This is a genomic window from Neorhizobium sp. DAR64860/K0K1 (assembly GCF_050500205.1).
GTDB classification, from domain to species: domain Bacteria; phylum Pseudomonadota; class Alphaproteobacteria; order Rhizobiales; family Rhizobiaceae; genus Neorhizobium; species Neorhizobium soli.
In genome coordinates this window covers 1,428,482-1,447,283 of record NZ_CP191459.1, presented here as the reverse complement: position 1 = coordinate 1,447,283, position 18,802 = coordinate 1,428,482, and the positions used below count along the sequence as shown (strand labels likewise).

At 60.7% G+C, this 18,802-nt stretch carries 16 protein-coding genes; 6 read left to right on the top strand and 10 right to left on the bottom strand.

The annotated features are described in order from the left end of the window. Window positions 1-7 precede the first annotated feature (7 nt). Both ACQY1J_RS11620 and ACQY1J_RS11615 read right to left on the bottom strand, forming a co-directional pair. A complete protein-coding gene (locus ACQY1J_RS11620; RefSeq protein WP_062456591.1) occupies window positions 8-865 on the bottom strand; it encodes an ABC transporter ATP-binding protein in 858 nt (285 codons plus the stop codon). Further along, a complete protein-coding gene (locus ACQY1J_RS11615; protein ID WP_430251926.1) occupies window positions 865-2,070 on the bottom strand; it encodes an ABC transporter permease in 1,206 nt (401 codons plus the stop codon). The genes ACQY1J_RS11620 and ACQY1J_RS11615 overlap by 1 nt, the downstream gene beginning before the upstream one ends. Before the next feature lie 58 nt (window positions 2,071-2,128). Between ACQY1J_RS11615 and dgcA the strand changes: the two genes are divergently transcribed. After that, window positions 2,129-3,109 carry an N-acetyl-D-Glu racemase DgcA gene (gene dgcA / locus ACQY1J_RS11610; RefSeq protein WP_430251536.1) on the top strand — a complete coding sequence of 327 codons (981 nt, stop codon included), beginning with the start codon at window positions 2,129-2,131 and terminating at the stop codon, window positions 3,107-3,109. 24 nt (window positions 3,110-3,133) lie between these two features. On the opposite strand, the gene ACQY1J_RS11605 is transcribed toward dgcA, so the two are convergent. After that, window positions 3,134-3,949 carry a UDP-2,3-diacylglucosamine diphosphatase gene (locus tag ACQY1J_RS11605; RefSeq protein ID WP_062456580.1) on the bottom strand — a complete coding sequence of 272 codons (816 nt, stop codon included), beginning with the start codon at window positions 3,947-3,949 and terminating at the stop codon, window positions 3,134-3,136. A 218-nt stretch (window positions 3,950-4,167) separates the two neighbouring features. Here ACQY1J_RS11605 and ACQY1J_RS11600 point away from each other — a divergent pair, with 218 nt between their 5' ends. Together ACQY1J_RS11600 and ACQY1J_RS11595 are read left to right on the top strand one after the other, a co-directional pair. After that, window positions 4,168-6,486: an NADP-dependent malic enzyme gene (locus tag ACQY1J_RS11600; RefSeq protein ID WP_062456577.1), complete on the top strand. Its 2,319-nt coding sequence runs from the start codon at window positions 4,168-4,170 to the stop codon at window positions 6,484-6,486. Between the two features lie 85 nt (window positions 6,487-6,571). Then, window positions 6,572-7,261 (top strand): hypothetical protein, encoded by a 690-nt coding sequence (locus tag ACQY1J_RS11595; protein WP_092660813.1) that lies wholly within the window; start codon window positions 6,572-6,574, stop codon window positions 7,259-7,261. Here ACQY1J_RS11595 and bluB read toward each other — a convergent pair whose 3' ends face one another. After that, window positions 7,262-7,963, bottom strand: coding sequence for a 5,6-dimethylbenzimidazole synthase (gene bluB / locus ACQY1J_RS11590; RefSeq protein ID WP_430251533.1), 702 nt, complete (start codon window positions 7,961-7,963; stop codon window positions 7,262-7,264). Between the two features lie 81 nt (window positions 7,964-8,044). Beyond that, a complete protein-coding gene (locus ACQY1J_RS11585) occupies window positions 8,045-8,875 on the bottom strand; it encodes a TolB family protein (RefSeq protein ID WP_430251531.1) in 831 nt (276 codons plus the stop codon). 187 nt (window positions 8,876-9,062) lie between these two features. Between ACQY1J_RS11585 and ACQY1J_RS11580 the strand changes: the two genes are divergently transcribed. Further along, a complete protein-coding gene (locus tag ACQY1J_RS11580; RefSeq protein WP_062456567.1) occupies window positions 9,063-9,482 on the top strand; it encodes a TadE/TadG family type IV pilus assembly protein in 420 nt (139 codons plus the stop codon). A 1-nt stretch (window position 9,483) separates the two neighbouring features. After that, window positions 9,484-11,220, top strand: coding sequence for a pilus assembly protein TadG-related protein (locus ACQY1J_RS11575; RefSeq protein WP_430251529.1), 1,737 nt, complete (start codon window positions 9,484-9,486; stop codon window positions 11,218-11,220). A gap of 66 nt (window positions 11,221-11,286) precedes the next feature. Here ACQY1J_RS11575 and ACQY1J_RS11570 read toward each other — a convergent pair whose 3' ends face one another. The 4 genes from ACQY1J_RS11570 to rpiA all read right to left on the bottom strand — a co-directional run bounded on the left by ACQY1J_RS11570 (window position 11,287) and on the right by rpiA (window position 15,674). Beyond that, a complete protein-coding gene (locus tag ACQY1J_RS11570; RefSeq protein WP_430251527.1) occupies window positions 11,287-12,660 on the bottom strand; it encodes a class II 3-deoxy-7-phosphoheptulonate synthase in 1,374 nt (457 codons plus the stop codon). A 187-nt stretch (window positions 12,661-12,847) separates the two neighbouring features. Further along, window positions 12,848-14,236 carry a glutathione-disulfide reductase gene (gene gor, locus ACQY1J_RS11565; protein WP_192086414.1) on the bottom strand — a complete coding sequence of 463 codons (1,389 nt, stop codon included), beginning with the start codon at window positions 14,234-14,236 and terminating at the stop codon, window positions 12,848-12,850. A gap of 135 nt (window positions 14,237-14,371) precedes the next feature. Beyond that, window positions 14,372-14,959: a DUF2059 domain-containing protein gene (locus ACQY1J_RS11560; RefSeq protein ID WP_184653280.1), complete on the bottom strand. Its 588-nt coding sequence runs from the start codon at window positions 14,957-14,959 to the stop codon at window positions 14,372-14,374. 19 nt (window positions 14,960-14,978) lie between these two features. Further along, on the bottom strand, window positions 14,979-15,674 hold the full coding sequence (gene rpiA / locus ACQY1J_RS11555) for a ribose-5-phosphate isomerase RpiA (protein WP_062456553.1): 696 nt from the start codon (window positions 15,672-15,674) through the stop codon (window positions 14,979-14,981). 187 nt (window positions 15,675-15,861) lie between these two features. On the opposite strand from rpiA, the gene ACQY1J_RS11550 reads away from it, so the two are divergent. Further along, on the top strand, window positions 15,862-16,530 hold the full coding sequence (locus ACQY1J_RS11550) for an HAD family hydrolase (RefSeq protein WP_092660805.1): 669 nt from the start codon (window positions 15,862-15,864) through the stop codon (window positions 16,528-16,530). Between the two features lie 67 nt (window positions 16,531-16,597). On the opposite strand, the gene ACQY1J_RS11545 is transcribed toward ACQY1J_RS11550, so the two are convergent. Then, entirely contained in the window at window positions 16,598-18,601 is a 2,004-nt protein-coding gene (locus ACQY1J_RS11545) for a L,D-transpeptidase family protein (RefSeq protein WP_430251524.1), read from the bottom strand. Window positions 18,602-18,802: the final 201 nt, after the last annotated feature.

The window sequence follows — 18,802 nt, the reverse complement described above, 5'->3', positions numbered from 1 at the left end:
GGTTACATCACTTCTCAGATTCGCCGTCGGGCCTGGTCTCATCGGTCACGACGGAACGCGCGCGCTTGCCCTTGAAATAGGACTGAACCCACGGATCGTCGAAGGCGAACATATCCTCAAGCGTGCCTTCCACCAAGACCCGTTTCTGCCCAAGCACGGCAATGCGATCACAAACGGAAAACAGGCTGTCGAGGTCGTGGGTCACCATGTACACGGTGAGGCCAAGCGTATCGCGCAGCCTTGCAATCAAGGCATCGAAATCGGCAGCGCCGATGGGGTCGAGCCCGGATGTCGGCTCGTCGAGGAAAACCAGATCGGGGTCGAGCGCCAGAGCGCGCGCAAGGGCTGCGCGCTTGATCATGCCGCCGGATAGTTCCGACGGATACTTGTCGGCCGCATCGGGCGGCAGGCCCACCATCTCGAGCTTCACGTAGGCGAGTTCGTCCATCAGCGACTGCGGCAGATCGAGATACTCGCGCATCGGCAGCTGGATGTTTTCTTTCACCGTCAGTGCCGAAAACAACGCACCGTGCTGGAACAGCACGCCGAGCCGCGTATCGAGCGCCACGCGCTGCTGTTCGTCGGCGGTGGCATAATCAACTCCGAGGATCTCGATCGTACCTGAGCGCTGCGGCAGCAATCTGAGAACCGTGCGCATCAGCACCGACTTACCGGTGCCCGACGCTCCGACGAAGCCGAGGATCTCGCCCCGGTAGATATCGAGGTTCAGATTGTCCAGCACGAGCTTCGAGCCGAAGCCGACCGTCAGATCCTTGACCGACAGCACGACCTTGCGCTCGTCGCTCTTCGTCTCCGCGGGTTTGGTATTGTCAAAGGTTTGAACGTCTTCCACGCCGGTCCCCATCAAAAATCGATCGCGGAATAGAAAATCGCAAACATCGCGTCGATCAGGATCACCGCGAAGATCGATTTCACCACCGACGAGGTAACGTGCTGGCCGAGCAATTCTGCGCTGCCGCCGACTTTCATTCCCTCGACAGCCGCCACGATGCCGATTGCCAGCGCCATGAACGGCGCCTTGATCATGCCTGATGCCACCGACGAGAAGTCCACCGCCTCCTTGAGGCGCGACAGGAACGTATCAAAAGTGATGCCGGAGTAGACCAGCGTGATCACCGCAGCGCCGTAGAGGGCCGACAGGTTTGCCACGATGGTCAGAAGCGGCAGTGCTATCGTCAGCGCCACGAGACGCGGGAACACGAGCACACCGACGGGATTAAGGCCGATCACGGTCAGCGCGTCGATCTCTTCGCGCATCTTCATGGAGCCGATTTCGGCGGTAATCGCGCTTCCCGAACGGCCGGCGATCATGATCGCAGTGATCAGAACGCCGATTTCGCGAAGCTGCAGAATGCCGACCAAGTCGACGACGAAGATTTCTGCCCCGAAATACCGGAGCTGGAAAGCGCCCTGCTGGGCAATGATCGCGCCGATCAGAAACGACATCAGGAGGATGATCGGCACCGCACGCACGCCCATCCGGTCGATATGCGTCACGACGGATGCCGGAGAAACGCCGGATCCGCGGCCGAATTTCAGCTGTGCGCCACGGACCGCCGAGCCGAGAATGTGCATGGCGGCGACGAAGTCACCGGCAAATTCCGTCATCGTCTTGCCGACCGGGCTGAACACGCGATCAAACAGCGACCGCTTGTCCTGATCGTTGGGCGGCGGTGCCGGGGTCTTTTCCGGCAGGGCGCCAACCAGTTCCTCGATCGTCCCTTCCGCCCCGACCAACTTCGCGTCGCGACCCTGCTCGGCTTTTGCCGACAGAAGACGGCGAATCAGCCAGGCGCCGGATGTATCGATCCCGTCGATCCCCGAGACGTCGATCTCGAGGGATCCAGACCCGCTGCTCTTTTCAAGATCGCCAAACGCCTTGAGGACCGGCGAAATCGAATGATTGCGCCATTCTCCGGCCAGAATGTAGCGCTCGCCATCGCCGCCGGGCAGGTCTTCGGCTTTGATTTCGGCAGGTTGTGACGGCACAGGTTTCTTTCGGCTTAGGTTAAGCAGCACGCGGCTGCGATCTGCTGTTGATCGCAGCACTGAGAGCGGCAATATAGCGACCCTGAACGGATTTGCCACAACGCCCAGGTGGAAAACCATGACGCGTCACTTCGAAGCAACAATCGAGAAATTCCCGATCGCGGGGGTGTTTACGATTTCTCGCGGTTCCAAGACAGAAGCCGAGGTGGTGACCTGTGCGATCACCCGCGACGGCCTGACCGGCCGGGGCGAATGCGTTCCCTACAAACGCTACGGTGAAACAACCGAAGGCGTCCTCGACGAGATCAACTCCCTTGCTTCGATGATGCACGATGGCATGGATCGCCACACGCTCCAGACACGGCTGCGGCCGGGTGCTGCGCGAAACGCTGTCGATTGCGCCTTGTGGGATTTGGAAGCCAAGAGCCTCGGCCGGTCCGTGGCATCGATGATCGAGGTCGGAGAAAAGCCTCTTGTCACCGCCTTCACGCTGTCTCTGGGCGAACCCGAGGCGATGGCAGAGGATGCGCGGAAAAATGCCTGGCGTCCGCTCCTCAAGGTCAAGCTCGGCACAGACGATGACGAAAGTCGCATGCGCGCCGTGCGCGATGCAGCGCCCGATTCGCGGCTGATCATCGATGCGAACGAGGGTTGGACGGAAGATAACCTTGCCCGTCATCTGGAAGTGGCAGACGCCCTTGGCGTGTCGCTGATCGAACAACCGCTCGCCGCCGGCAAGGATGCGATTCTCGCCACCATCCGCCGCAAGGTGATGATCTGCGCCGACGAAAGCGTCCACGCGACCGGCGATCTCGCAAGCCTGAGAAACCGCTATGACGCCGTCAACATCAAGCTCGACAAGACCGGCGGGCTGACCGAGGCGCTGATCATGAAGGAGGAAGCGCAGCGACTGGGCTTTGCCGTCATGATCGGCTGCATGGTCGGAACCTCGCTTGCCATGGCCCCCGCAGTTCTTCTGGCGCAGGATGCCGACTACGCCGATCTCGACGGTCCGCTACTCTTGGCGCAAGACCGCCCGGACGGGCTGCGATACGACGGATCGCTGGTCTATCCGCCCCGGACGAATCTCTGGGGATAATGAGTCCCTTGCACCGACAGGCCGTTACGCAGCCTGCATGCCCCTAATGGTCTCCGGTGAAGGCAGCGTCGTGATTTCCGCAGTCTTCGCGATCTTCTGCCAGGAGATCAGTTCCAGCGTCCCGTCGCGATGCTCGGCAATCGCCGTGCAGCTTTCGACCCAGTCGCCCGTGTTGACGTAGTGGATCCCGTCGATGTCTTCCATCACCGCATGATGGATATGGCCGCAGATGATGCCATCGACATTGTTGCGACGAGCCTCGTCGACGACAACCTTCTGGAACTCGCCGATGAAATTCACGGCGTGCTTCACCTGCAGCTTCGCCCAGGCAGAGAATGACCAGTATGGCAGGCCGATGCGGCGGCGCACCGCTGCAAGACCGACATTGATGGCGATTGCCGCATCATAGGCCCAGTCACCGAGATAGGCGAGCAGACGCGCATTGCGCACCACGACGTCGAACTCGTCACCGTGCAGCACCAGGTATTTCCGCCCGTCTGCCATCTCGTAGATCATCCGGTCTGCGACCTCGATACCGCCGAAATGCATGCCGGGGAAATCGCGCAGGAATTCGTCGTGGTTTCCCGGAATGTAGACGATCCGCGTGCCCTTGCGCGCCTTGCGCAAAAGCTTCTGAACCACGTCGTTACAGCCCTGCGGCCAGTTCCAGCTGCGCTTCAACCGCCAGCCGTCGACGATATCGCCGACCAGCACGATCGTTTCCGCCTCGTGGTAGCGCAGGAAATCGAGGAGAAAGTCCGTGCGGGCGGCTTTGGAGCCGAGATGCACGTCCGAAATGAACAGGGTTCTGAAATGCCTTGTCTCGATTGCATCGGCCACGGAAACGTCCCTTCGTTACCTACCTTGTCCTACCCTTCGAAAATCAAACTCGTGTTTCAGGATGATGACAGGGGCGCGATCGCCGCAGTCGGCGACCACCCGAAACCGGCGGCAAAATCCGACAGCATCGCAAATATTGTAGTTTCTCGATGGATCGATTGATGTAAGGAGGGGACTCGCATGTCAGGACGGAAATCGATACGAGGAGCCATAAGAGCATGGATGGGCACGACAATCCGAAACCATCGCCGGTAACCGGAGATCTCGACGAACAGGCTCTCTTCTTCCACCGCTATCCCCGCCCCGGCAAACTGGAAATCCAGGCCACCAAGCCGCTCGGCAACCAGCGCGACCTCGCACTTGCCTATTCCCCGGGTGTGGCCGCCCCTTGCCTCGCGATCCGCGACAATCCGGAAATGGCCGCGGAATTCACCGCGCGTGCCAATCTGGTCGCCGTGGTCTCCAATGGCACTGCCGTGCTCGGGCTCGGCAATATCGGCCCGCTTGCCTCCAAGCCGGTAATGGAAGGCAAGGCCGTCCTCTTCAAGAAATTCGCCGGCATCGATGTGTTCGACATCGAAATCGACGCGCCGGGCATCGAAGCCATGGTCTCGACGATCTCGGCACTCGAGCCGACCTTCGGCGGCATCAACCTCGAAGACATCAAGTCTCCGGAATGTTTCGAAGTCGAGCGTCGTCTTCGCGAAAAGATGAACATCCCGGTCTTCCATGACGATCAGCACGGAACGGCGATCATTGTCGCCGCCGCGATCCTCAACGGCCTAGAGCTTGCCGGCAAGACGATCGATAACGTCAAGATCGTCACGTCGGGCGCCGGTGCGGCGGCGCTTGCCTGCCTGCATCTTCTCGTGTCGCTTGGTGCGAAGAAGGAAAACATCTGGGTCCACGATATCGAAGGGCTGGTCTATGAGGGCCGCGTCGAGCTGATGGACGAGTGGAAGGCGATCTACGCCCAGAAGAGCGACAACCGCGTTCTGGCCGACAATATCGCCGGCGCAGACGTCTTCCTCGGCCTGTCGGCCGCAGGCGTGCTCAAGCCCGAACTTCTGGTGCAGATGGCCGAAAAGCCGCTGATCATGGCGCTCGCCAACCCGACGCCGGAAATCATGCCGGAACTCGCACGCGCCGAGCGTCCCGACGCGATGATCTGCACCGGCCGCTCGGACTTCGCCAACCAGGTCAACAACGTCCTCTGCTTCCCCTACATCTTCCGTGGTGCACTCGATTGCGGCGCCCGCACGATCAACGAAGAAATGAAGATGGCGGCGGTCAAGGCGATCGCGGCACTTGCCCGCGAGGAAGTCTCCGACGTCGCCGCGAAAGCCTATTCCGGTGAAACGCCGATCTTTGGCCCCGACTACCTGATCCCATCGCCATTTGATCCGCGGCTGATCCTGCGCATCGCGCCGGCCGTCGCAAGGGCTGCGGCCGAAAGCGGCGTCGCCGCTCGTCCGATCCAGGATTTTGAAGCCTATCTCGACCAGCTTAGCCGATTCGTCTGGCGCTCCGGCTTCGTGATGAAGCCGATCTTCACGGCGGCCAAGACTGCCGAGAGAAATCGCGTCATCTTCGCCGAAGGCGAGGACGAACGCGTTCTGAGGGCCGCACAGATCCTGCTCGAAGAGCAGATCGCAAGGCCCATCCTGATCGGCCGTCCCTCGGTCATCGAAGCGCGTCTCCAGCGTTTCGGCATCCGCATCCGCCCGAATGTCGATTTCGCCGTCGTCAACCCGGAAGACGATCCGCGTTACCGCGGCTATGTCGACGACTATTTTGCGCTTGTCGGCCGCCAGGGCGTCAATCCGGAAGCAGCACGAACCATCGTGCGCACCAGCAACACGGTCATCGGCGCGCTATCGGTCCAGCGCGGCGAGGCCGATGCGCTGATCTGCGGCATCGAAGGCCGCTACGACCGGCATCTGCGCGACGTCAACCAGATCATCGGCAAACGCGAAGGCACGAAGACGCTCGCCGGCCTCAGCCTGCTGATTTCGCAGCGCGGTGCGATCTTCTTCACCGACACGTTCGTCAACTACAATCCGACCGCCGAAGAGATTGCCGAGATCACCATTCTCTCGGCCCAGGAAGTGCGCCGCTTCGGCATCAAGCCGAAGGCGGCCCTCATCTGCCACTCCAACTTCGGCTCGCGCAATTCCGAAAGCGCCGCGAAGATGCGCGACGCACTCGCCATTATTCGCGAACGGGCGCCGGATCTGGAAGTCGACGGTGAAATGCAGGGTGGCTCGGCGCTTTCCGAGGAACTGCGCAAGCGCGCCATGCCGAGCACCACATTGTCCGGTGAAGCCAATCTGCTGGTCTTCCCGAACCTCGATGCGGCCAGCATCTCGCTTGGCCTGGTGCGCACCATGATGGACGCGCTGCATGTCGGCCCGATCCTGCTTGGCACGGCAAAACCCGCCCATGTTCTCGGCCAGTCCGTCACATCCCGCGGCGTCGTCAATATGGCGGCTCTGGCCGTCGTCGAAGCCTCGCAGCCAGAGTCGCTGTTCGGCTAGGTCTCACAGAAGCCGGGGCGGTTTAGGATATCTTCATCCGCCCCGGCCTATGTTTGATGGGTTTTAACGAATTGCCGGAAAAGCGATGCGATTTCGCGGCCTGATCTTCATTCCGCTCGTCTTCGTCCCCGCCTCCGTCCTGGCGCGGGATGCGCAGCTTTGTGCGGATCTGTACCGCAAGCTTCACAGCACACCGGTTGTGATCGGCAATACCGCTGAAATGCGCCGATATGCGCAGGACCTCAGCCAGGCAAACTCCGACATCCGCAAACTTCGCGTCGACATGCGCCGCGCCGGATGCGGTGGCGGCAGCATTGTTTCCTTTGGCGCGGCCAAGGCCGACCAGTGCGAACCCCTCCTCGAGCAGCTGCAAGCCCTGGAGGAAAACCGCGAAGTGCTTGTCGACGAGCGCAACAAAGCCCGCAACCTGTCCGTCACCGGGGAAGAGCGCGGCGCAACCATCGTTGCCATCCGCCAGAATGCCTGCATTCCGTCCGATTTCCAGGATGTCGCGAAGGAGGAGGAAAAGGAACGGATCCGGGTAAAGGGGATCGCGCTACCGAAGGATGAGGAGGCCTATTCCGGCAGCATCACCGACCTGCGGACCCGCAAGCCTGCCACCGTCCAGAAGGTTGCGATCGATCCCACGCCGCCGGTACCGGAGCGGAATTACGAAACCTCCGCAAAGGTCCGCACGGTGGGTCCGATTTTTCTCCCTGAAGCCAGTATTGATCTGCGCCACCCCCGCGAAAATGGACCGCAGCAACAGCAGTAGTCAGTCACCCTGCCAGCACTCGGAAAACACCAGGTCATCCAGTGCAAGGCGCTGGCGCCAGCCGCGCACGGCCAGTTCCGGCTCGCTGTAGAGCTTGTCCACATGGCCGAGACAGAGCCAGGCGACGATCGCCACGCGCTCTGGGATACCCAGCAGCCTGCGCACGTCCTCATCGCGGAAAATGCTGACCCAGCCGACACCGACGCCTTCGGCGCGCGCGGCAAGCCACAGGTTCTGCACGGCGCAGACGGTGGAGTAGACATCCATGCGCGGATTGTGGGTGCGACCGAGCACGACCGGTCCCGCCCTGTCCGGATCACAGGTAACGCAGATCGATAGCGGCGCCTTGCGAATGCCTTCAAGCTTGAGGCTGCGATAAAGCTCGCGCTCGCCGCCGGAAAACATCTCGGCCGCCTCGTCATTGGCCTTGGAAAAGGCCTCCCAGGCCGCCTGCCGCATCGCCTGGTCACGGACGAGGATGAAGTTCCACGGCTGCATGAACCCGACTGACGGTGCGGCATGCGCGGCCGCCAGAAGACGGGTGACAAGCTCGTCGCTCAAGGGGTCGGCAAGGAACTGATCGCGAACGTCGCGTCGCGTTTCGATCACCCGGTAGATCGCTGCCCGCTCCGTCGCGGAAAAGGCGCCGGCCGGAGCAAGGCCTGCTTGCGTATCGTCGGACGGGTCTGGAATTGGCGGCATCGTCTATCCCCAACAGTGCTTGCGACGGCTGAAGCAAAACTGCCGAGGCTATGCCCGACCATACCAGATATCGCAAGCCCATCACGAAACAGGAAAATACCTGACATAGGCGAATTCGTCACCGTCCGGTGACCAGTTTGGTGAATTCATCGTGCCCTGCCCGCCGAACAGTTCGAACAGCGTTTCGACATTGCTGCCATCCATATCCATCAGCCGAACCCGGACATCGAGATCGCGCGGATGATCGAACACGTCGCCGTCATAGGACACGAAAACGATCTTGTCTCCCTTCGGTGACGGATGCGGAAACCAGTCGCCATAGGGGCTGTCGGTGATGCGCTCCGCCGAGCCGCCCAAAGCCGGCACGCGCCAGATCTGCATGGTGCCAGTGCGGCTAGAATTGAAATAGATCCAGTTCCCGTCCGGGGAGTAGTCAGGCCCGTCGTTGCGGCCTTCGCCATGGGTAAGCCGGATCTCCTCGCCGCCTTCGACCGCAATCGTATAGATATCGAAAACGTTGTCGCGGATGCCGCAATAGGCGAAGCGCTGTCCATCCGGAGACCAGCCGTGCCAGTAGGAAGGAAGCTTCGGTGTCACCAACTTTGGCTTGCCCCCGGTCGCGGCAAGCACATAGATCGCGGACTTGCCGAATTCGACCTTATCGGAAATCGCAATCATCGTGCCGTCGGGCGAGATGCCATGGTCGTTGTTGCAGGCAACCGCGAACTCGGTGTCAACGATGATCGGAGGCGTGTCGCCGGCCACGGGCAGCCGATAGATCAGCCCGTCGCTGTTGAGCATGAGGAAACGTCCGTCCGGCGCCCAGTTCGGTGCTTCGAAAAGCGCGCTCGTCTGCCAGACAATCCGGCTCTGTCGCGTCCGGATATTATAGATTTCGACCGAACTGCGCATTGCATTCTCTCCCGGCGATTTGCTGCCAGCGTGAGGTTACGACGCCTGAACACAAGGTGGCAAGTCACGCGAGATTAGCCTTCGGAACTCTAAAAACACATCATTAAAAACTGACGGACGCGATTCATGGATTCTTTATAACCGCATAACATTATATTCGAATATACTCATACAATGGGAGTTGGTGATGAGAATCCGATCCTTGCTGCGATGCCGTTCGGGCAGTTCCGCCGTCGAATTCGCAATCATCGCGCCGGTCCTGCTTCTGATGCTCTTCAGCCTGATCGGCTATGGCGTCTACCTCGCTGCGGCTCACGCCGTGCAGCAGATTGCCGCGGATGCGGCACGCACGGCTGTCGCCGGCCTCGATGCCAGCGAACGCCAGAAGCTGGTGCAGGAGTATCTCACCAAGTCGACGATGGACTATGCGCTTCTCGACAAGAAGAACTTCACGACGAAGGTGCAAAGCGACCCGAGCAACCCCAACCAGTTCACCGTTTCGATCGAATACGACGCAAGTACCCTGCCGATCTTCAGTCTCTACAGCTACGCCATGCCGGACAAGCACATAAGGCGCTATTCGACCATGCGGATCGGAGGCATTTGAGATGCTTTTCCGCCTGAAGCGTCGTCAGACTATCGCCGGTGACCGGGCCGGCAACATTGCCATTACTGCAGCACTTGCCATGCCGCTTGCCATCGGAGCGCTGGCACTCGGCGTCGACTATGGCAGCCTGACGCTGCAGCAGCGGCAGTTGCAGGCAAGCGCCGACCTCGCCGCGATTGCAGCAGCGGCCAACATTTCGACTGCAGAAAAATCCGCTTTCGACTTTTTCGCGATGAACGGTCAAAGCATTGGCGTCGTCAGCGCCGGCGGCCTGCTGACGGCCAAGGGGGTTGTCCCATTCAACCCCAAGACGGCGCTCGAAGCCTATGGCAGCTATGCCGAGATCACCAGGGGCCGCTATGTACCCGATCCCGCGCAGCCTGCCGCGAACCGTTTTGTCGCCGGCGCAACACCGCCCGATGCGGTCCGCTTGACGCTCCGCAGCAAGAGCAACCTGATGTTCGGGGCAAGTCTCACCACCCCGCCGGCGCTTGCCGCATCCGGCACAGCAGCAACGGATAAGCTTGCGTCCTTCTCGATCGGAAGTCGTTTGGCAAGCGTCAACGAGGGTGTCCTCAATGCCCTGCTTGGCCAGATGCTCGGAACGACGATTTCCCTGAAGGCGATGGATTATCGGGCCCTCGCCGATGCCCAGGTCAATGCCTTGAAGACGATCGACCAGCTTGCTCTTGATCTTGGTCTCCAGTCAGGGACTTACGCGGATGTTCTCACAACCGACATCAACTATGGCAAGTTCGTCGGAGCCCTCGGCAAGACGACCGGACTTACCCCCTCGGTCTCGACGGTCCTCTCCAATCTCGAAAAGACGCTCAACAAGACGAAGGTCATGGTCAAGCTCGAGGATACGCTGAAGCTGGGACCCGTATCTCAAAAGCTGATCGGCCAATCGAGTGGACTATCTGTCAACACCAGTGTCTTCGATCTGCTGTCGGCGGCCGCAACCGCTGCCAGCGGCGGCAAGCAGCTCTCTGTCGACCTTGGGACATCCATTCCCGGTGTCGCATCGTCCAAGGTGACCGTTGCGATCGGGGAGCCGCCGGTCGGGTCGTCCTACCTTGCAGTTGGAGCGCCGGGCACGATCGTCCGCACCGCTCAGACACGCGTGGCGGTCGAGGTCGTGGTTGATGGCCTCCAGGCGATCCTCGGGCTCAAGGTCCGCGTCCCCCTCTACCTGGAAGTTGCCTATGCCGAAGGACGGCTTGCCGGGATCACCTGTACGGGCGCGGCCAACAGCGCCTCCGTCGATGTCGACGCCGTCCCGGGCATCGCGTCGATCGCATTGGGCGACGTCGATACGACTGCATTCACGAACTTCGGCAAAGATCCGCGTGTCACGCGAGCCGACATCATCTCGACCCTTCTTCTCAAAGTCTCCGCCATGGCGGACACCACGTCGACCAATCTCAAGACAGAGCGATTGACGTTCTCGCCAGCGGATATCAGCGCGAACAGGGTGAAGTCGACGTCGGTCAAGAACGTGCTTGAGTCGCTGACGACGAGCCTGCTTTCCAAGCTCGTTGTGCGGGTAGACCTTCTCGGCCTTGGGCTCGGGCTGCCGCAACCCATTATCTCTGCCGTCGGCGCCACGCTCGGTGCGGCCATGACCCCGGTCGACACCGTCCTCTACAACGTCCTGCTGACCCTCGGCGTGCGCGTTGGTGAAGCGGATGTCCAGGTCGGTGGCGCGTCCTGCCGCAACCCCGTTCTCGTCCAGTAGGCGACCGTTGAAACGCAAAAGGCCGGCGTTTTAACGCCGGCCTTTTGCGTTGCGTCGAACCGGGGTTCAGCCGTTGACGACCATTCGCTTCTCGTCGCGACCGCTTTTCATACGCTCGGCCAGGAGGAACGCCAGTTCCAGCGCCTGGTCGGCGTTGAGGCGCGGATCGCAGTGCGTGTGGTAGCGGTCTTGCAGGTCGCCGGCCGACACCGCACGGGCGCCGCCGGTGCATTCGGTCACATCCTTGCCGGTCATCTCAATATGGATGCCGCCCGGATGGGTCCCTTCCGACCGGTGGATCTGGAAGAAGCTTTCCACTTCCGACAGGATCCGCTCGAAAGGACGGGTCTTGTAGTTGTTGAGCGTGATCGTGTTGCCATGCATCGGATCGCAGGACCAGACGACCTTGCGACCTTCGCGCTCGACGGCACGGATCAGCTTCGGCAGGCCATCGGCAACCTTGTCGTGGCCGAAGCGCGCAATCAGCGTCAACCGGCCCGGCTCGTTGGCGGGGTTCAGAGCGTCGATCAGCTGGATCAGATTTTCCGGCTGCAGCGACGGACCGCATTTCAGACCGATCGGGTTTTTGATGCCGCGGAAGTATTCCACATGCGCGTGGTCGAGCTGGCGTGTGCGGTCGCCGATCCACAGCATGTGGCCCGACGTTGCGTACCAGTCGCCGGATGTCGAATCGACGCGCGTGAAAGCTTCCTCATAGCCGAGAAGCAGGGCTTCATGGCTGGTGAAGAAATCTGTTTCGCGCAGGCTCGGCTGATTGTCGGCCGTGATGCCGATCGCCCGCATGAACTCCATCGTTTCGCTGATCCGGCCGGCCAGCATGCGGTAACGCTCGCCCTGCGGACTGTCCTTCACGAAGCCCAGCATCCACTTGTGGACGTTTTCGAGGTTGGCATAGCCACCCATCGCGAAGGCCCGCAGAAGGTTCAGCGTTGCCGCCGACTGGCGATAGGCATCCAGCTGGCGCTCCGGGTTCGGAATGCGCGAGGCCTCGGTGAAATCGATGCCGTTGATGATATCGCCGCGGTAGGACGGCAGTTCGATATCGCCCTGCTTCTCGATATTGGACGAGCGCGGCTTAGCGAACTGGCCGGCGATCCGGCCGACCTTCACGACCGGAAGCTGCGCACCGTAGGTCAGCACGACGGCCATCTGCAGGAACGAGCGGAAGAAGTCGCGGATATTGTCGGCGCCGTGCTCGGCAAAGCTTTCGGCGCAGTCGCCACCCTGCAGAAGGAACGCGTCACCTTCCGCCACCTTGGCCAGCTGGGATTTCAGGCGGCGCGCCTCACCCGCAAACACGAGCGGCGGGAATGTGGATAGCTGCGCCTCGGTTGCTTCCAATGCAGCCATGTTCGGATAGTCCGGAACCTGCTGGATCGGCTTGTTCCGCCACGTGCTCGGGGTCCAGTTCTGCGCCATGATACTCACCTGTTTCCACCCCGGCTCCCCCGCCGGGCAAAGCTTCAAATTTTGCGGGGCTTATAGACCGAACGGCCTCGTTTGCATAGCGGGTAGATAAGCGCCCGCCAGGGCTTCCACCAGTGCAACAAACGACGCCGAAACATCTTACATTGCTAAATTATATTCGTTCTTGTCCAAACAGATCTCAGACCCGCTCGCCATTCCTGATGCGGTAGCTCGGCGTGTACATGGTCACCAGTTCCTCCGAAGCCGTCGGATGCACCGCCATTGTGCGGTCGAAATCGTCCTTCGTCACCCCGGCCTTGAGGCAGATACCGATCAGCTGCGCCATTTCTCCGGCCTCGTGGCCGAGGATGTGGGATCCGATCACCTTGCGGCTCTCGGCATCGACGATCAGCTTCATGATCGTCTTTTCCTGCCGGCCTGAGAGCGTTGCCTTCATCGGCCGGAATTCCGCGCGGTAGACTTCGAGCTCGGCATAGCGCTTGGCCGCTTCCTCTTCCGAAAGACCGACCGTGCCGATTTCCGGCTGCGAGAACACCGCCGTCGCAATCAGCTCGTGATCCGGCTTGGTCGGATTGTTCCTGAACGCGGTCTCGATAAAGCACATCGCCTCATGGATCGCGACCGGCGTCAGCTGTACCCGGTTGGTGACATCGCCGAGCGCATAGATGTTTTCGATATTGGTGCGCGAATACTCGTCGACGACGATGGCACCGAGCTCGTCCACCTCGACACCGGCAGCCTCAAGTCCCAGACCATCGGTGTTCGGATCACGACCGAGCGCCAGCATCACCGTATCAACGGCAAGCGTTTCGCCGCCCATGGTCGACGCGATGAGATGACCGGCCGGAGATTTCGTCACCTCGGCGATCACGTCGGTGAGAATGACCCGCATCCCCTTGTCTTCCATCGCCTTGCGGAGTCCGTGGCGCATGTCCTGGTCGAACCGCGACAGGATCTCCTGGCCGCGATAGATCAGCGTCACCTCGACGCCGAGGCCATGAAAGATGTTGGCGAATTCCACCGCGATATAACCGCCGCCGGCGATCAGGATCGATTTCGGCAGTTCCGGCAGATCGAAAGCCTCGTTGGACGAGATGCAGAGCTCGTAGCCGGGAAGGGCCACATGCGGGTTGGGTGTGCCGCCCGTGGCAATCACGATCTTGTCCGCCGTCACGGTTCTTCCGGATTTCACCAGGCGCACCGTATGGGCATCGACAAGCTCGGCCCGATCTTCGATCGCCTCGGCGCCGCTATTGGAGAGGTTGCGCTTGTAGATCGCCTCGAGCCTCGCGATTTCGGCATCCTTGGCAGCGATCAGCTTCTTCCAGTCGAAGCTGCTTTCGCCGACCGTCCAGCCGAAGCCGACAGCATCTTCGAAATGCTCCGAGAACTGCGACGCGTAGACGAGCAGCTTCTTCGGCACGCAGCCGCGGATCACGCAGGTGCCGCCGAACCGATATTCCTCGGCCACGGCTACCGTCTTGCCGAGCGACGCGGCAACGCGCCCTGCCCTGACGCCACCAGAGCCTGCACCGATCACGAACAGGTCATAGTCATAGGCGGTCATGGCAGGCTCCTGAAGAAAGAACATGGGTGGGATGCTTGGGGCATAGATAGGTGCCAGCCACATATAATGCTGCAGCCGCCATAAACAAAAGCCCGGATTTCTCCGGGCTTTTCAGAAGTCTTTTGAATCAGTCGATCAGGGCTTGGCAGCAGGCGTCGGAGCCGGCTTGGCGCCAGCCGCCGCAGGTGCCGGCGTATCGACGACAGGTGCCTTGATCGGGTTGGCATCGATAACGCCGCGCAGCTTAGCGGTCGCCTGGGTGTTGAGGTCGCGCGAAATGCCGTTGGCCCAGATTTCAGCCGCACGTCCGAGTTCGCGGGCAACCAGCGGCTGGTTGTTCAAAAGCTTCTTGCCGGCTTCGGTCGTGAAGAAGGTCGAGATCGTCTTCAGCTCATCCACGGAAAAGCTTTTGGCGTAGATCGTCGCGGCTTCCTTTTCGAGATCCGCACGACGCGGAGCAAGCGCCAGCGCCTCTTCGTCGACGATGGCGTTGATCTGTTCCTGGAAGTTCGGCGAAGACTGGATGAACTGACCCTTCAACGCTTCGGCCATGTTGGGCAGAATGTTGTCGAACCGATCGGTGACGTTGAGCGAAGCGATAGCATCGCGCGCAGCCGCCATATGGGCCTCAGGAATTTCCTGGGCCTGAGCAGAAACGGAAAGGGCGCCGGACATCACAATTGCGAGGGCGGCAGCACGGCCAAGAACCGCGAATTTGATCATGGGTTGATTGCTCCTAAGGTTATTTCGCCTTCAACGTCCGCGCACCAGCCTCGCCGGCGATGATCGCAAAGGACGCGATGTGAATGAACAGCCCGTGCTCGACGACGCCGGGAATGAGATGAAGTTGAGCTGACAAGGCCTCTGCATCAGGAATGCGGCCAAAAGATGCGTCAAGAATATAGTGCCCGCCGTCGGTGCGAAACACATCTTCGCCACCGCGGCGCAGCTTCAGTTCGCCGGAAAGGCCGAGCCTGGAGGCCGCCTTTTCGATGGCAATGCGTGTCGAGGCCATCCCAAACGGATTGATCTCGATCGGCAGCGGAAACGCGCCCAGGGTTTCCACGACCTTGCTTTCGTCGGCAATCACGATCACCTGAGCAGACGCCGCCGCGACGATCTTCTCACGCAGCAAAGCCCCGCCGCCGCCCTTGATCAGGGTCAGGTTCCCGTCCACCTCGTCGGTGCCGTCGATCGTCAGATCGAGCTCCGGCAGTTCGTCGAGCGATTTGAGGGGAACGCCGAGTTCGACGCAAAGGCGGGCGGTCCGCTCCGAGGTCGGCACGCCGAGAACCTTCAGGCCGCCATGCACCTTTTCGGCCAGGAGACGAACGAACTCTTCGGCAGTCGAGCCTGTGCCGATGCCAAGACGCATTCCGTCTTCGACATATCCCAGCGCAGCCTCAGCCGCCTTGACCTTCATTTCTCGGGCGTCCATCCGCCAAAAGCTCCAGAATGTTCCTGCGGTCGCTGTTTACACGGCTCTTTTGACAAACGAAAGAGCCTAACGTCTTGCACACAGGCTTGCTGAGGTTTTGCGGCGTCACCGGATCCGTGTTAGTCGCTGCCTTGCTTTTTTCTGTGTTGATATTCCAGCCGGCATTCATCGAAACCAAGAGGCACCCGTGAAAACTCCCCTCGTCATCTTCGATCTGGATGGTACCCTCGTTGATACCGCGCCCGATCTCATCGATAGCCTCAATCACACGATTGCCGCGGCCGATTTGCAGCCTGTCGCCTATGAGGACATCACCCATCTCGTCGGCCAGGGCGTGCGGATGATGATCGCCCGCGCCTTCCACCTGCGCAACACGCCGCTCGACGACGAACTGGCGGCGCGGCTTTTTGATCGCTTCATGGCGCATTACAAGGCGAATATGCCGGGCAAGAGCAAGGTCTATCCGGGTGTCATCGACTGTCTTGATCGCCTCGCATGTGCAGGTGTCCGGCTTGCCGTCTGCACCAACAAGCTGGAAGAACTGGCGCTGCCGCTGATGCACGGCCTTGGCCTTGCCTCGCGTTTCGACGTCATCACCGGCGGAGACACGTTTGCGGTCCGCAAACCCGATGCCGGGCATATTCTCGGCACGATCGAGAAGGCAGGCGCCGACCCGGCATGCAGCATCATGATCGGCGACAGCATCAACGACATCCTCGCCGCGCAAAATGCAAGGATTGGTTCGATCGCCGTCAGCTTCGGCTATTCCGACGTCCCGGTCGTGGACCTCAACGCTGACATCGTCATTGATCACTTCGACGATCTGACCGTCCAGGTCATCCGGCAGATGATCTGAAGTCGATACGAACGAAAACGGCGGCTCGAAGGCCGCCGTTTCCAATTGGACGTCAAGATTTTCAGCTTTAAGCCGAACGTGCCTTCGTGGTTGCCTCGAATGCCTTTCTCACGGCCGCGTCGCGATCGTAGACGTCGTCGAAATACTCGACCTTTCCGTCCTTGTTCGGCCATGCGGTAAAGTAGGAAACGTAGACCGGGATCTTTGCGGTTACCTTGGCCGCAACGTTTTCACCACCGGCGATCCGAGCATCGACCTCCTGCTCGGAAATGCCGAGGACGGCCGCAGCCATCTTGCGCGGTTCTGCGAGTCTCACGCAGCCATGGCTGAGCGCACGCATGTCACGCTGGAAGAAGCTCTTCGAAGGCGTGTCATGCATGTAGATCGCATGGGCGTTCGGAAACAGGATCTTCAGGTCGCCGAGAGCATTGTCGCTCGACGGAGGCTGACGGACCGAGACGTTCTGGGTCGAAGTGTACCAGTTGACGCTGCGCGACGGCACCGCCTTGCCATTGACCGCGACTTCATAGCCGAGACGATCGAGATAGGACGGGTCCGCGCGAAGCTTCGGCAGCATCTCGTTGACGATGATCGACTGCGGCACGCCCCAGTATGGGTTGAACTCGACCGTCTCGATCTCGTCCTGGAAGAAGAACGTCTGATGCGCCTTCGATCCCACAACTGTGCGCATCGAGAACTGCTCGGCGCCGTTCTCGTTGTAGTAAACGCGGAATGCAGGCTGGTTGATGAACACGTAGCGCTGACCGAGATCGCTCGGCAGCCAGCGCGCCTGTTCCATGGCTACCACAAGCTTTTCGATCTTGTCCTGCGACGTATGGCCGACCATCTTGCGAACGGTCGCCGCACCGATGACGCCATCGGCCTTCAGGCCTGCTTCGCTCTGGAAACTTTTGACCAGATCGACCAGCTCGGGCGTGTATTCCGGCGTCTGCTGGTAGCCCGCAAGCGTCGCTTCGTGCTTGGTCTTCAGCGCATCGGACCCCGAATGCTGGATCGCCGCCACAACAGCTGACAGATCAGGGCTGCTGTTGCCCGGCTTCAGGAGCAGATTGTCCGGAAGCTTCACGGCTGTCGCTTCACTCGCAGCTTCAGCACGCAGCCTGACAAGCTCGGCTTTCAAAGCCGTGAAATGCCGATCCTGCGGAGCAAGGCCTGCAAGATAGGCGCCGGGTTCCTGACCTGTCGCCAGGAAAGCCATGACGCCATTCAGATCGACGGTCTTCAGCTTGAAGTCGTGGAATCCGGAGATCTTGTTCGGATCGATACGCCCGCGCGTCATATCCTGCGCAAACATCAATGCCTTGGCAGACAGAGCAAGCTCGAACTGCATCAGATCGCGGTCGTGACCCTCGGCCGGACCGGCGGCAGGTGATGCTACGGCAGGCGTCTCAGCCAAGGTGGTAGCTGTGTCCGGCGTGGCAGCGACGGGTGTGGCGGTTGCCGCTTCCGGCGCCGCGGCGGAGGGGGTTGCGGGGTCGACAGTGGCCTCGGCTTCAGCCGACGCGACCGGCGCTTCGGCCGGCGCGACGCTGGCGGTCGTCAGGTTCGGAACCTTCAACGCGTAGTCGGCGGGATCGAGACCGAAGTCGGCGGCCTTTTCCAGAACGCTGATCAGCGCCCGCGCATGGTCGTTGACATCGCCGCTGGAGACCCAGAGCGGAGCTGCGTTCTTGCTGTAATATGCTTCGAGTGCGGACGCGATCGCAGACGGGGCCGATACCTTTGCCTGCGCGATCAGGCGGGTCGCATCGGTCGCTGAGGCCGCGGCAAAGCCTGCGGTCGTCACGGCCCGGCTGGCATCAGCTTTATACGTATAGTAGCGGGGTCCGGACACCTTCGGCAGCGGCTCGGGATCGGCCAGCGCCTTTTCGGTGGGAGCAACAGTCGTCACACCCGGAACGCCGTTGTCGGCGGCGCGGCTCTTGCCAGGGCCGCCTTTCAGGAAATCCATCAGGGTCAGGGCGTTGGCGGGGCCGGCCAGGACGGCAAAGGCCGAAATTCCGGAAACCAAAGCCAGAGCGAGCGAAGTCTTTTTGGTATCTTGCGGCAATTTTGTCCCCGTCATTTCCACCCGCTTGCAAATCTGCGGGATCAATTCGTGCAGCCCGCCATCTATCCGATCGCGTGGCCTGTGGAAAGAAACGCCCGAGCGCACACAAAGCCGGATCTGAGCGGCAAAGCATACGCGAACGCCGGCGAAGATTAAGAAATTATTCGTTAAATTTTCACCAATGGGTAACCTAGTTTATTT

Excerpts from the sequence above, each read along its gene's own strand:
- ACQY1J_RS11620 (WP_062456591.1), bottom strand. The coding sequence starts at position 865 with ATGGGGACCGGCGTGGAAGACGTTCAAACCTTTGACAATACCAAACCC.
- dgcA (WP_430251536.1), top strand. The coding sequence starts at position 2,129 with ATGACGCGTCACTTCGAAGCAACAATCGAGAAATTCCCGATCGCGGGG.
- ACQY1J_RS11600 (WP_062456577.1), top strand. The coding sequence starts at position 4,168 with ATGGATGGGCACGACAATCCGAAACCATCGCCGGTAACCGGAGATCTC.
- ACQY1J_RS11595 (WP_092660813.1), top strand. The coding sequence starts at position 6,572 with ATGCGATTTCGCGGCCTGATCTTCATTCCGCTCGTCTTCGTCCCCGCC.
- bluB (WP_430251533.1), bottom strand. The coding sequence starts at position 7,963 with ATGCCGCCAATTCCAGACCCGTCCGACGATACGCAAGCAGGCCTTGCT.
- ACQY1J_RS11585 (WP_430251531.1), bottom strand. The coding sequence starts at position 8,875 with ATGCGCAGTTCGGTCGAAATCTATAATATCCGGACGCGACAGAGCCGG.
- ACQY1J_RS11580 (WP_062456567.1), top strand. The coding sequence starts at position 9,063 with ATGAGAATCCGATCCTTGCTGCGATGCCGTTCGGGCAGTTCCGCCGTC.
- ACQY1J_RS11575 (WP_430251529.1), top strand. The coding sequence starts at position 9,484 with ATGCTTTTCCGCCTGAAGCGTCGTCAGACTATCGCCGGTGACCGGGCC.
- ACQY1J_RS11570 (WP_430251527.1), bottom strand. The coding sequence starts at position 12,660 with ATGGCGCAGAACTGGACCCCGAGCACGTGGCGGAACAAGCCGATCCAG.
- gor (WP_192086414.1), bottom strand. The coding sequence starts at position 14,236 with ATGACCGCCTATGACTATGACCTGTTCGTGATCGGTGCAGGCTCTGGT.
- ACQY1J_RS11560 (WP_184653280.1), bottom strand. The coding sequence starts at position 14,959 with ATGATCAAATTCGCGGTTCTTGGCCGTGCTGCCGCCCTCGCAATTGTG.
- rpiA (WP_062456553.1), bottom strand. The coding sequence starts at position 15,674 with ATGGACGCCCGAGAAATGAAGGTCAAGGCGGCTGAGGCTGCGCTGGGA.